At 46.0% G+C, this 14003-nt stretch carries 11 protein-coding genes and 1 riboswitch; of the genes, 4 read left to right on the top strand and 7 right to left on the bottom strand.

Annotation, left to right across the window (positions count from 1 at the left end):
• Positions 1–8: 8 nt before the first annotated feature.
• The 5 genes from BMX95_RS12805 to thiS form a co-directional block, all read right to left on the bottom strand.
• Positions 9–632 (bottom strand): thiamine phosphate synthase, encoded by a 624-nt coding sequence (locus tag BMX95_RS12805; RefSeq protein ID WP_081204818.1) that lies wholly within the window; start codon positions 630–632, stop codon positions 9–11.
• Positions 626–1381 (bottom strand): hydroxymethylpyrimidine/phosphomethylpyrimidine kinase, encoded by a 756-nt coding sequence (locus tag BMX95_RS12810; protein WP_081204817.1) that lies wholly within the window; start codon positions 1379–1381, stop codon positions 626–628. Before BMX95_RS12810 ends, BMX95_RS12805 begins: the two co-directional genes overlap by 7 nt.
• Positions 1354–1962, bottom strand: coding sequence for a thiamine phosphate synthase (locus BMX95_RS12815; protein WP_081204816.1), 609 nt, complete (start codon positions 1960–1962; stop codon positions 1354–1356). The genes BMX95_RS12810 and BMX95_RS12815 overlap by 28 nt, the downstream gene beginning before the upstream one ends.
• Positions 1963–2069: 107 nt before the next feature.
• Positions 2070–3956, bottom strand: coding sequence for a phosphomethylpyrimidine synthase ThiC (gene thiC, locus BMX95_RS12820; protein ID WP_081204934.1), 1887 nt, complete (start codon positions 3954–3956; stop codon positions 2070–2072).
• A gap of 127 nt (positions 3957–4083) precedes the next feature.
• Positions 4084–4287 carry a sulfur carrier protein ThiS gene (gene thiS, locus BMX95_RS12825; RefSeq protein WP_081204815.1) on the bottom strand — a complete coding sequence of 68 codons (204 nt, stop codon included), beginning with the start codon at positions 4285–4287 and terminating at the stop codon, positions 4084–4086.
• A 67-nt stretch (positions 4288–4354) separates the two neighbouring features.
• Positions 4355–4447, bottom strand: a riboswitch (TPP riboswitch).
• A 251-nt stretch (positions 4448–4698) separates the two neighbouring features.
• On the opposite strand from thiS, the gene BMX95_RS12830 reads away from it, so the two are divergent.
• Together BMX95_RS12830 and BMX95_RS12835 are read left to right on the top strand one after the other, a co-directional pair.
• Positions 4699–5070 (top strand): hypothetical protein, encoded by a 372-nt coding sequence (locus tag BMX95_RS12830; RefSeq protein WP_133054097.1) that lies wholly within the window; start codon positions 4699–4701, stop codon positions 5068–5070.
• 201 nt (positions 5071–5271) lie between these two features.
• Positions 5272–7563: a TonB-dependent receptor gene (locus BMX95_RS12835; RefSeq protein ID WP_165759125.1), complete on the top strand. Its 2292-nt coding sequence runs from the start codon at positions 5272–5274 to the stop codon at positions 7561–7563.
• Positions 7564–7702: 139 nt separating this feature from the next.
• Here BMX95_RS12835 and BMX95_RS12840 read toward each other — a convergent pair whose 3' ends face one another.
• The gene (locus tag BMX95_RS12840; protein WP_081204812.1) at positions 7703–8611 is read right to left on the bottom strand and encodes an AraC family transcriptional regulator; all 909 of its coding nucleotides are present in this window, start codon (positions 8609–8611) and stop codon (positions 7703–7705) included.
• Between the two features lie 103 nt (positions 8612–8714).
• On the opposite strand from BMX95_RS12840, the gene BMX95_RS12845 reads away from it, so the two are divergent.
• Both BMX95_RS12845 and BMX95_RS12850 read left to right on the top strand, forming a co-directional pair.
• On the top strand, positions 8715–11063 hold the full coding sequence (locus tag BMX95_RS12845) for a DUF5703 domain-containing protein (RefSeq protein ID WP_081204811.1): 2349 nt from the start codon (positions 8715–8717) through the stop codon (positions 11061–11063).
• 57 nt (positions 11064–11120) lie between these two features.
• Entirely contained in the window at positions 11121–11816 is a 696-nt protein-coding gene (locus BMX95_RS12850; protein WP_081204810.1) for a hypothetical protein, read from the top strand.
• Between the two features lie 149 nt (positions 11817–11965).
• On the opposite strand, the gene BMX95_RS12855 is transcribed toward BMX95_RS12850, so the two are convergent.
• A complete protein-coding gene (locus BMX95_RS12855; protein ID WP_081204809.1) occupies positions 11966–13990 on the bottom strand; it encodes an aceric acid hydrolase in 2025 nt (674 codons plus the stop codon).
• Positions 13991–14003: the final 13 nt, after the last annotated feature.

The raw sequence follows: 14003 nt of genomic DNA on the forward strand, positions 1-14003 counted from the left end.
ATTTCTTTTTATAAATACAAATCACTTATCTGCTTCACCACTTGCTGTTTATCTTGCACGTTAGTAATTGCTCCGGACAAAGCGACCCCATATATACCCGCATCCCTTAACCCCGGCACATCATCGGGTAGAATCCCCCCAATGGCCACAATGGGCGTATATATCGCAGCTGCCCGCATTTGGTTCATAATGTGTTGATAGCCCTCCAACCCCAGCACCGGGCTTAATTTTTCTTTGGTAGTAGTAAAGCGAAAGGGCCCTAAACCGATATAATCCACACCTTCCAGCACCCGCTGTTGAATGTGTTCAAACGTATTGGCGGTACCGCCTACAATCATATTACTGCCTACAATGGCACGCACATCGCTTACAGCCATATCCTGTAACCCTACGTGTACGCCCCAGGCATTTACCGCCCGGGCCACCTTCGGAAAATCATTAATGATCAGTTTGGCGTTGTATCGATCGCACAGGGCTTTTGCAGCCTTTGCCAGTTCCAGCACTACGGCTTCCGGCTGGTTCTTCACCCGTAATTGAATCAGTTTACAACCTGCTGTCAACGCATCTTCTATGGCCGCTAAATGCGTTTTCGTAGTAGTTTGTTGCGAAATAAAATATACCCGTTCTAACATGATGTATGATATCCCAGTAATGACTGGTTACTGTTTAAAAATGTTTCTACATATTGTTTCGCACTACGGCAGGCTGCTGCTACCGTTGCACCCTGCGCCAGCCGGGCCGTGATGGCTGCCGACAACACACAACCCGATCCGTGTTTGGGAAATACTTTTTCAACACCGGGTTCAATGATGGTTTGTCCTGCCGGTTCGTACAAAGTATCGGTGCCCTGTGCATCCGGACGATGTCCGCCCTTTAACAACACCGGGCAATACACCGCCTGGTCGTTTTTCACCAGCGCTTCCCCGGTTATGGATTGCAGTTGCTGCAATTCATTGTAATTGGGTGTAACCAGTGTCAGCGAAGCCAATACCGCATCCAGGTCATGAAAGGTTTCCACTGCATGAAAATCATAACCAGCGCTGGCTTTCAATACCGGGTCCCATACAATTTGTACTTCAGGACTATTCTCCTTTAGGAACGCGATGACATCCACCAATGTATCCAGCGAATCGATGATACCGATCTTGCAGGCCGACACCACATACTTGTTCATCAGCGGTTGCAGCTGCTCGATGATCTGTTCTGCAGACAGCCAGTGAATATTCAAAAAGCGGTCATCGGTTTGAACCGTCCAGGCCGTGGCAACACCAAAGCCATACACTTCGTGTTGTTCAAAGGTTTTGCAATCGGCCAGCAGTCCTGCCCCACCACTGGGGTCGAACCCGGCAATGGTCAATACGTTTGGACGTTCTGTTTGCATAGTTTAAAATTTTCAACGGCGTTTGCCGGTTCCTTCCAGATGGTGCCGAGCAAAGCGGCCCCATCAAAATTCATGGCCATGGCTGATCGAATATTCCGGGCATCCACGCCTCCCAGTGCATAAACCGGCACCGGCTTTTGTTCCGCTTCCAGATAGAAATCATCTGCGGCTACGCCTTTGTAGTGATGTTTAGAAATACTATCGAATACCGGCGAAAAAAAGACATATGAAAAAAGCGACGTCAACCGTTGAACCGTTGGCAGGTCATGTACCGAGGTACTTAACGTGTAGCCTTTGTTTTTCAGTCGCATCATTTCTTCTTTAGTTGTCTCCTGCCGGTGTTCCTCTCTGAAATGCCAGCGATGGATCTTATATTCCTCCATTAAATGAAAGAAACCGTGCATAGCAATGCGGTTATGATAAACAGCAGGTATTGCTTCTATCAACAGCCGCACCGCCTGCTCATCCGCCTCCGGTTTGCGCAGGTGAAACACCTCCAGTCCATCTTCAAACAATTGTTGAATGATGGCGGCTTCATCTGGAACCATAGTAGCATTTGATATAACAACGATCGAAAACATATTGAAAAGCTGTTGCAGGTTGCAGGTTGCAGGTTACAGGTTGCAAGTTGCAGGTTACAAGGAAATCCCGAAACAGCGCCCTGAAACTTGAAACATGGAACCCGAAACTATAAATAGATATTGCTCCCCTTTTCCGCAAATTCCTTCGACTTTTCCTCCATCCCTTTCTGTAATGCATCTCCATCCTGCAGTCCGTTTTCGGCTGCATACTCGCGCACATCCTGCGTAATTTTCATAGAACAGAAGTTCGGTCCGCACATAGAGCAGAAATGCGCCACTTTAGCGCCATCGGCCGGCAGTGTTTCATCATGAAACTCACGTGCGGTATCGGGATCGAGCGACAGGTTGAACTGATCTTCCCAACGGAATTCAAAACGTGCCTTACTCAATGCATTGTCGCGGTATTGCGCACCGGGATGTCCCTTCGCCAGGTCAGCCGCATGGGCAGCGATCTTATAGGTGATCACGCCATCCTTTACATCTTTTTTATTGGGCAGTCCTAAGTGTTCTTTCGGCGTTACATAACATAACATCGCAGTTCCAAACCAGCCGATCATGGCGGCGCCAATAGCAGAAGTGATGTGATCGTATCCAGGTGCAATATCGGTGGTTAAAGGTCCGAGCGTATAAAAAGGCGCTTCCTTACAATGTTTCAATTGTTTGTCCATATTCTCCTTGATCAGGTGCATCGGCACGTGACCTGGTCCTTCTATCATCGTTTGCACATCGTGCTTCCAGGCAATATCGGTGAGTTCACCCAATGTTTCCAGCTCGGCAAACTGCGCGGCATCATTGGCATCGGCCAAACTGCCGGGACGCAATCCATCGCCCAGCGAGAAGGCCACATCATATGCTTTCATGATCTCGCAGATCTCTTCAAAATGCGTATATAAAAAACTTTCTTTGTGATGCGCCAGACACCATTTAGCCATGATGCTACCGCCGCGGGATACAATTCCGGTAACACGTTTTGCCGTTAATGGAATATAACGCAACAGCACACCTGCATGGATCGTGAAATAATCCACGCCCTGCTCGGCCTGCTCTATCAGCGTATCGCGGAACAGTTCCCAGGTCAGCTCTTCGGCTTTGCCATTCACTTTTTCCAGCGCCTGATAAATGGGCACGGTACCAATGGGCACGGGTGAGTTGCGAATGATCCATTCCCGGGTTTCATGAATGTTTTTTCCGGTCGACAGGTCCATGATGGTATCGGCACCCCAGCGACAGGCCCATACGGCTTTTTCCACTTCTTCTTCAATGCTGGACGTTACTGCCGAGTTCCCGATATTAGCATTGATCTTCACCAAAAAGTTACGCCCGATGATCATGGGTTCACTTTCCGGGTGATTGATATTGCTGGGAATAATAGCACGGCCGGCCGCTACTTCTGCCCGTACAAACTCAGGCGTGATATAACTTTTGGGTGTATTGGCGCCAAAGCTGTGTCCCGCATGTTGCTGGGACAGCATGGCATAACTGCCGTTCAGTTGTTCTTTTAACAGGTCGAACCGCTGGTTCTCGCGGATGGCGATGTATTCCATCTCAGGCGTGATGATCCCTTTGCGGGCATAATGCATCTGGCTTACGTTGTAGCCGCTTTTGGCACGCCGCGGTTTGCGGAGATGTTCAAAGCGGAAAGCATCCAGTTTTTCGTTGTTCAATCGTTCAAGACCATACGAAGAAGATACCTGTTGCAATTGGTCGGTATCCTGGCGATCGATGATCCATTTTTCACGCAGGGCAGATAACCCCTTCTTTACATCGATTGCCACATCAGGATCAGTATAAGCGCCACTGGTATCGTATACGGTTACAGAAGCATTCTTTTCAGTAGCACCCTTTTTGCCATGGAGCTGCGTATCGGTCAATGATATTTCACGCATGGCAACAGCTACATCTTTATGCAGTTGCCCTTTTACATATATCTTTTTCGATGCCGGGAAAGGCTCGGTGGTTATTTTACTTTGATTGGGAATAGCTTCTTTCTTCATAATAATATTTTTGTTGTAAATGGTCAATGGAAAAACGGCAGCAAGCCTCAGGCTTTAAGCTGTAAACAGTAGAACTCAGAACTTTGAACTTAAAACTTGAAACTTTAAACTTTAAACCTTGAACTAACTACCCGCCTTGTGTTGCGCGAATCAGCATTATTTTATCAGCTGGCTGAAGCATATAGCCTGGCCAGTCGGTACTGGGAATAACAGTTTGATCAACGGCTACCGCTAAACCGGCTACCGGTATGCCTAATACCTGGGTAAGCAATTGCTCCAACGAACACTGGTCAGGAATATCCCTGGATTGTTGATTAATAAGAATGTTCATACCTATGTTTTTAATCACTTCAGGGAATGAACATGCAGCAAAAGAGAAATGAAAGAATAGAATATAAAAGAAGACTTTCACTTTTCCCTTCGGCAGTACGAACTGCATCAGGTTCAAAGGGTATTATCTCAGTCCGTTATGGACACCCCTAAAGTGGAGTAAAGGTAGAGTTTTTTTTGAAATGGCAATTTTTTTGTGAAAGTCGGCTTTAGTTTAAGCGAGGAGTAAGTTGAATACCAGTTTAAAGTTTTAAGTTCAAAGTTTAAAGTTGTAAGATCATAAGTTACAGGGCTGGCATTCGGCTTTAAACTTTAAACTTTTTCCAACAACATGATCTATATCAACCAGCAGGCTGATAATTTTCATTCGTTATAAGCGTTAACCTAATATCTTTGCCCAAAATTTGGAGACTTGAATAAATGGTGGACGATAGTGTTCTTGATAGGCATGCTGGGGCAAACCTTCAGCAAAAGCCTTATCGTCCTGAATTTCAAGATGAACCAAAAGACCATTGCGGCCACCTTGTGCGAAAACCGCAATAAACCCAAAAGCTGCTGTCATGGTACCTGCTACCTCACCAGGCAGCTGAATAAAGACGAAAAATCGCAGGACATCCCGCTGAATGGCGGTTCCAGCCTGAAATTCGAGATCGTGCTGTACAGTGAAAAGAAGGTTGAAACCCACCATCCCGTAATCAACGACAAACCGGTACATGTATCGCGGTATACCGATCCCATCTCACAAAAGGTAATAGACGCCGTTTTCCATCCTCCACAAGTGTAGCTGCTGCCACACACATTATTATCATTTCATTTTTATCTGTTTCTTACCTGCTGTAAGTATGTCAGTAAAGGCATGCTGTTTACAGTATGTAATGAGATTAACCTGTCCCAACGATCTATTCCACTTCAACCTTAGCATGCGAAAGCATAGCAGGCATTGTATTGCCTGAACTTGCCACTGCATGTGTAATACGCTATGACCATGAGACGCTTTATAAAATGGGCAACTGCTTTATTGATCGTACTGACCGGATCCCGCACCTTTGCGCAAACAAATTGCACCGGCAAAGTAATAGATGCCACAACACATGAACCCATAGCCCGGGCCTCCGTACAGATCAAACAAAGCAACAAAGGAACTATTACCAATACGAATGGAGAATTCAACCTGCCACTGGCAGATACCGCGAACGAACTCATCATTTCATCTTTGGGTTATCAGCCTGTAACCATTACTACAGGCGCACAACGTACATTACTGGTAAACTTACAAAGCAACAACAACAGCTTACAGGAAATAGTGATCAGCGCCAGCAGAACGGCGCAAAAGCGCAGCGAAGCTCCTGTAGCTATTGGCACCATCAGCAAACAAACGATGGAAGATACCCGGGCCACCCGCATAGATCAACTGGTGAATAAAGTGAGTGGCGTAAACATGGTGAACCTCGGCAATGAACAACATCAAATGAGCATTCGCCAGCCCATGACCACCAAGAGCCTGTTCTTATACCTGGAAGACGGCATTCCCATTCGCACCACCGGCGTTTATAACCACAATGCTTTACTGGAAATGAACCTGCCTGCAGCCCGCCAGATCGAGATCATAAAAGGGCCGTCATCTTCCCTGTATGGCGCGGAAGCCATCGGTGGCGCAGTAAACATCATTACACAAGCCCCGCCGGCTATCTTTACCGGACAGGTCAGTGCGCAGCTCACCAACACCGGCTATAAAAGAACAGACCTTCAGGTGGGTAACACGTTTGGGAAATTTGGTTTGCTGATCAGCGGTTATTATGCCAACCGGCATAATGGCCCCGTTGGCCACAGCGATTTTCATAAAACCGGCATTACCATTCGCGGCGATTACGCCATCAGTGAAAAAACAAAATGGGTGAACGACATCACGTATGTAAATTACAACAGCGATATGCTGGGTGCCCTCGACAGCCTGCATTTTGCCAATAAAGATTACAGCACACCGCAGACATTCACCTATCGCAAAGTGCCCGCTCTTCGCTACAAATCACAACTGTTTCATCAATGGAATGCCAACAGCAGTACGCAGGTATCGTTTGTGTATCGCAACAACTCGGTGCAACAAAACCCGGCCTACCGCATAAAAAATGTAGCCAGCGACCCATCCCTGGCTTATGGGGAAATAAACGAAAGCGCGTTCAATACTTATATGGTGGTGGCGCAACACCAACAGTCGTTTAATTTTCTGAACAGTAAACTGATTGCAGGCATAACCATTGACAACAGCCCTTCGACGTACAACGCCAACTTCATCAACATCCAGCGCGATGACCGCGGCTATTACGTAAGTTATGCCACCACCGACTCTGTATTGAGCCAATATAAAACAAAGATCAACAACCTGGCATCGTATCTTCATTACGAAGCAGAACTGGTAAAAGGCTTAAAATTAACAGCAGCACTGCGGTACGATTTCTACCATTACAACTTTATAAACGCATTGCCGCCATCAGCCTATACCGGCGCGCCATCAACCAAAAATAATTTCAAACGCTTCTCGCCCAAAATAGGCGCTACGTATAATTATAAAGGCGCCGGCCTGTACGCCAACTACAGCGAAGGTTTTGTACCACCGCAGATCAGTGACCTATATACAGGCGTTCAGGTGCCTTACCTGGGTTCGCAAACTTTTTACAATTATGAAGTGGGTGGCTGGTTCTCCCTGCTTAAAAACAAACTATATGCCGACTGGAGCTGGTACCTGTTAAATGGCACCAACGAAATCATCACTGTAAAGAACCCTGATGGTTCTACCGAAAACCAAAACGCCGGTAAAACAAAACATACGGGTATTGAATACGGCCTCACCTATCGCCCCGTAAATGGTGTCTCAATACGGTTCAGCGCAGCGAACAGCAAACATACCTTTGGTGATTATATTGAAAAGGGTGTGGCCTACAACAACAACCAGCTGGCTGGCGGTCCGCAATTCATTTGCAATGGAGAAGTCACTTACAAACCTGTTTTTGTAAAAGGCTTACGCGTGGGCGCAGAGTGGCAGCACATCGGTTCTTATTACATGGATAATGCCAATACGAAAAAATATGGTGGCTATGATGTATTGAACCTGCGTGCCGGTTATTCCATTCATGCATTTGAAGTATGGATAAATGCTATGAACGCTACCAATACCTATTACTCCACCTATGCCAGCAAATCGGGCAGCACGTTGAGTTATAACCTGGGTGATCCCCGGGAGTTTAATGTGGGAATTGCCTATAAGTTTGGCACTAAATAAAAGCCGAAGTAAGAAGTATGAGGCAGGAAGTATGAGGCAGGAAGTACGAAGCTCGCGAAAATTCTTACCTCTTATTTCTTACCTCCTACCTCTTACCTCTTACTTCCTATTTCTTACCTCTTACCTCTTACCTCCGTTATCAATCTTTTTTCTGGGATCTATACTGTTTAGGAGACAAACCAATAATCTTACGGAACCGTTTCGAGAAGTAATATGGATCATCGAAACCCATGCTTAAGGCAATGTCTTTTACTGAGCTGCTGCTAAAGTCGAGCTGCTGACTGGCCTTTTGCATTTTCATCTGAATGAAATAATCGATGGGTGCGTAGCCGGTTTTTTGTTTGAACAAACTGGAGAAGCGCGAAGCCGAATAATTATAATGGCTGCTCAGGTCCTGCAGGGAAATATTTTCATTGATGTGTTCCTGCATATACAGGATGGCGCTGTCAACCACATCCAGTTTATCGTTGGGACTAACTGTTGTATGCTTCGAATTATAAATAAACAGGCTCAGGAAATGCGGCAGGGATAAATTGGCGAAAATGAGGTTATCGGTACTATACCCCAATTCCAGGGCTTTGTACATGCGGGAGAACATGGTAATGATCTCACCACTGCTTTTTATATAAAATGGTTTGAAATGTTTTTGTACTGCAATGAGCGAATTCATTTGCGGCAACGATTCGCCTCCAAAATGGATCCAGTAGATGCTCCAGGGATTATCATCATCACTACCATAGGCATGTTCAACGTTTTGCGGTAAAATAAAAAACTGGTTGGGCCCCACCTCCTGTTTTTTATCTCCTATCTGGTACCACCCAGCGCCATCCACACAATAAAATAAAAAGTTTTCCGGTAACCCTTTTTTCCGGTAGGTATAGTGGCCACGCGCATTTGGATAATACCCCAGGCTGCAAACATACAGCTGATTGAGCAAGGTATTCGTTTGTACCTTTTGCTTTAGCACCGTTTTTGGGATCTCTATGCGCTGGCGACCAATTCCATACCAGATGTTTTTATGGCTCCCCTCTTTATTTTTCGCATTCATATGGTATAACAATAGAATTTACGGCAAGATACTTACATTCGCTGATTCCCGGCATGATCTCATAATATTCTAAAAACGGGAACATCGAATCGTACATCAGCCCATGAATAAAAAAAACTTTCTTCTTATTACAGGAATTATCGTTAGTAACCTGCTGCCGCTGGTTTTACCGGCACAGTCTGTATTACCAACTTACAATATTATCTGGAATTCACAAAGTAGAAATGCAGGAGAATCTATGCCCTGTGGCGGCGGTGATATAGGACTGAACGTTTGGGTAGAAAAAGGTGACCTGTTGGTGTACATGGCCAAAAGCGGTTGCTTCGATGAAAACAATGCGTTATTAAAAGCAGGCAGAATACGTGTCAAATGTACACCGAATGCCTTTGAGGGAGAGTCGTTTAAACAGGAGTTGAAATTGGAAGAAGGATATGTACAGATCGAAGGCCGGAACAATAATCTGCAAACGACCGTTAAAATATGGGTAGATGTGTTTCGACCCGTGATCCATATCGACGTTACAGGCAATGAAGCCATTAATACTGAAGTTAGTTATGAAAGCTGGCGTTATGCCAACCGTACCATGACCGGCAAAGCCAATAACGCCAATTCCTACAAATGGGCCCCTCCTACTGAAGTAATTACTAATAAAGATAATATTGACTTTAAGGACAACACCGTACTGTTTTATCACCGTAATCGGGCCGATGTACCAAACGTTTTTGATATAACGGTAAAACAACAGGGGCTGGATGCCGTAAAAGATCAGTTATACAATCCCATTGCCAACCTAACGTTTGGAGGATCTTTACAAGGGAGCAACCTGCAACCAGCCGGTACCTATACGGGCACTTATATGGATACCGATTTCAAAGGCTGGAAATTGCAAAGTAAAAAAGCCAGCCGCGACCATCACATTACCGTTTTATTACATACTGCACAAACCCCTGCGGCTGAAACCTGGCTAACCGGTTTACAAACCGTTAGTACGGATGCTGCTAAAAATTCAGCCCCGGCCTGGCAACAAACCCGTAACTGGTGGAAGCAATACTGGCAACGCAGTTTTGTTTATCTGCAACCTGACCACCCCGATACGAATTCCGTAAACTGGCAAACCGGTCGCAATTACCAGTTGTTCCGGTATATGCTTGGTTGCAATGCCATGGGCAATTACCCTACTAAATTCAATGGCGGGTTGTTTACCTACGATCCGGCCGCAACAGATAGCAGTTTACGTTTTACGCCCGACTTCCGTAATTGGGGCGGTGGAATCCATACCGCCCAGAACCAGCGGCTGGTTTACTTCCCCCTGCTGAAAAGCGGCGATTACGACCTGATGAAACCCCAGTTTGATTTTTACCTGCGGATACTGCGTGCGGCTGAATTGCGGAGTGAAACCTACTGGCACCATGGCGGTGCCTGCTTCCCTGAACAGATCGAAAATTTTGGGTTGCCCAATTGTACCGAATGGGGTTGGAAACGTCCTGCTGATTTTGATAAGGGCGTTGAATACAATGCCTGGCTGGAATATGAATGGGACACTGCGCTGGAGTTTTGCTTAATGATCCTGGAAACAGAACGATATAACGGCAACAACATAAAAGAATATATTCCGCTTATTGAAAGCTGCCTGCGTTTCTTTAACGAACATTACCAATACCTGGCCAGTAAACGGGGAAGAAATAAACTCGATGGCAAAGGACAATTGGTGCTGTTTCCCGGTTCTGCTGCAGAAACTTATAAAATGGCTTATAATGCCAGCAGCACGGTTTCAGGTTTGCGTACGGTGTTGACCCGGTTACTGGAACTACCGGCTCCATACCTTACCGATACAGCACGCACCCAATGGCAGCAGATGCTGTTGCGCATTCCTCCCATTAATTTCCGGCAATTTGGTAGTTACACGACTATTGCGCCGGCCAAACTTTGGGAACGGATCAACAATACCGAATGCCCACAGCTTTATCCTGTTTTCCCATGGGGTATCTATGGCGTTGGCAAACCCGGTCTGGATACCGCCATCAACACCTTCAGGCACGATACAGATGCGCTTAAATTCAGAAGTCATGTGGGCTGGAAGCAGGACAACATTTTTGCCGCACGTCTTGGGTTAACCAGCGAAGCATTACAACTCACTACCCAAAAGTTAAAGAACAGCGGCCGCCGCTTTCCGGCTTTCTGGGGTCCTGGTTTTGACTGGACACCCGATCACAACTGGGGTGGCAGCGGTATGATCGGTTTGCAGGAAATGCTGTTGCAAACCGATGGTAAGAAGATTTACCTCTGTCCTGCCTGGCCAAAAGACCAGGATGTGCATTTTAAATTACACGCGCCCTATAACACTACGGTAGAAGCTACCGTTATAAATGGAAAAGTGCAATCGCTTATCGTGGTTCCGGAAGAAAGAAGAAAAGATGTAGTTGACATGTTAGCTGCAAGCCCCAAGCCGTAAGCAATACACCTCTGCGCGGCAAAGGGTATGCTGAAATAGAAATAAAAAGTTTACCAAATGAAGTCCTTACCCGGCATATCGTTGTTTTGCCTGTTGTCCTGCCTGTCACAGGCGCAATCGCCCTGTGATAAAATAAAGTACCTCGACAAACTGGCGATGGCCCCTTCCGAATTGCCGGTGCAGGATTTCAAATTATTCGATTATAACCAGATCCCTGATTCTGTAAAGAGCCGGCTGCAAAACGAGATCATTCAGGAAACCAGCGCCGCCTTCTTCAGGGAGCTAACAATAAAAAGCGTCAGGTACCTTGATTCTGTTATCAATGAAAAATTATTCACCCCTGTTGTTATGCTCGACAGGGAGAACAACCCGGTGAACTTTGTATATGCTATCTTTTATGAAATGAAGTTTAAAGGCGATATTCCCTTCGTATTTAAACTGGAAGTAAAACAAAACGGCGAGTTGTTAAAGAAAGGACAGTTTGAAGGGATCGTGAACCAAAAGAAAAAGATCATTCCCTGTACAAAAGCATTGACAATTGCTGCTACCGACAAAGAGGCGCCTATTACCAAACCAGGCGATATATACATCTATTACAATCAATCCTACAAAACAATAGTATGGCAGATCATGGAAGCCGATAATACCACCGGCGACAGCCAGCACGTTACCGTGATCAATGTATTCGATGGGGAGATCCTGGAAAGGAATGAGTTTCTGAAAGGGATGCAGGAGTTTGATAATGACCTGTAAGGTCCATCATTGGGTCTTGCATTTTCAGTATGTTGAATTGGACCTGACAGGTCTAATTCAACCACTTAAAAAAAGACCTGTCAGGAGCGCATAAATCGACTACTATAGCTGGCTCAAAAGGCGCACCTTACAGGTCTTCTTTAAATAAATTACTTCCTCACCCACACCGTCATATCCGACTTACCACGATTGCCCCAGGCATAATAAGGGACCATGGTTATTTTTATCGGGGTCGATGTAGTGCGCACTGGTTTATATAAAGCATTCGACCAATCTTCTTTTGGCTCCAGCAAGGCTGTTCCCTGTAAGGTAGCGATCTTGCTTTTGCTGATGGTGGTGATCACAGGCTTAAGATCGTTCTTAAGCGGAATAGCAACATCAAACACGTTTGTTCCTTTGGGCAGGTCAGTCGATTCCAGGCAATAAACCACGGGACCACGTTTCACAGCCAGCTGGTTACGGGTTTCTTCCACCAGCGGATTACTTTCAATCAGTGTTACGGGCATGCTCAGATCCAGCTCTACTACATCACCAGCTTTCCAGGTACGATTGAGCTCGGCGTATTGTGCTGCTTTAGCAGAAGCGGTCACCGGTTTGCCATTTACGGTTAACCCTGCTTTATCACACCAACCGGGTATGCGCAGGAATAAAGAGAAAGATTTTGCCTCAGTTTTTGTAACTGTGAATTTAATATGACCATCCCAGGGATAATTGCTTTGTTGCGTCATTTCCAGGGCAGCACCATCTTCCAGCTTTGTTGCTATTTTGTTGGCGCCATACAAATGCACCCACAAGCCTTTATCAGAAGTAGTGTAGGCATAATCGCTTACTTCCGCCATCGTACGCACGGTATTGGGCGGACAGCAATTCGATAATTTGATATAAGGAACACGTCCGGCTTCCTGCCAACGTAACGTATAAGGAAAATCTGCTGAGTGGCTCAGCGGATTGGTATAAAAGAAATCATTTCCATCGAGGCTGATGCCTGATAAAATACCATTGTACAATTCCAGTTCCATTACATCGGCATACTTGGCGTCGCCCGATAACAACAGCATCCGCCAGTTCCATAACAGGTTGCCGATATTTGCGCAGGTTTCGTTATGTGCCGTAATATTGGGCAACTGGTAAGCCCGGCCATATGCCTGATGCGTTTTTTGAACAACCGGTGGTTTATAAGAGGTACCATAAGGAGACACACCATCATATAAAGCGCCGCAACCGCCGGTAACGTACATTTTTTTATTTACCACATCATTCCAGATGCTGTTCAAACAAGTCATCAGCGAATCATCACCGGTTTCAGCATACACATCCGCTACGCCCGCATACAAATAGTTGGCGCGAACCGCATGGCCCATCGCCTCCATCTGTTGACGGAAAGGAACGCGGTCCTGGTTGTCATCGGTACCTTCTTCTACCAGTCCACGAATATTGATGAGGTTGATAGCCAGTTGCAGGTATTTAGGATCTTTTGTTGTACGATACAGCTCCACCACACCCATGTAATGCGAAGGGCAAATAGCATTGCGTGCGAGTTCAGGCGAAGCGCGTTTGTAAAAATTATCCAGGTAATCGGCTGCTTTGATCGCTACATCCAGTAACGTTCTTTTACCGGTAACGCGGTAATGGATACAACCGGCGGTCATCAGGTGACCCAGGTTATAGGTTTCAAAATTCAACCGGTCTGCAAATGCCTTTTCTTTATTGGTTTGCTTACGTGCTTCGATCAATACAGGCGTATGAATATACCCATCGGCACGCTGACAGGCAGCAATGGTAGCAATGGCCGTATCGAGCATGGTCTCCAGGTGTTTGTCTTTGGTAACCGCATACAAACTGGTTACGCCCTCCAGCAACTTGTAAAAGTCACCATCATGGAACGGCGGCCCGCTGTGCGAACCGGTATCCTTACCAGCGGCAATTTCGAAGTTCTTATAGGCGTGGCTCACATTGGCATCGGTATAGGTGCGCCATAAATGCGGCACCATGGAATCTTTACATACCTGCATGCGTTCGCCCCAAAAACCGCCAGTCCAAACCGTGGCCGACAGATCTACCGGTTGTAGTTTTACATGCGCACTCTTGCTGGTATTCACCAGGCTGTTGTTCTGACTGTACACACAATCTCCCGCTACCAACAGGACAAGGAAAAGATGAATACTTTTATACATAGCTTTTACAAAA

It is taken from the genome of Niastella yeongjuensis, assembly GCF_900110245.1.
GTDB classification, from domain to species: Bacteria; Bacteroidota; Bacteroidia; order Chitinophagales; family Chitinophagaceae; genus Niastella; species Niastella yeongjuensis.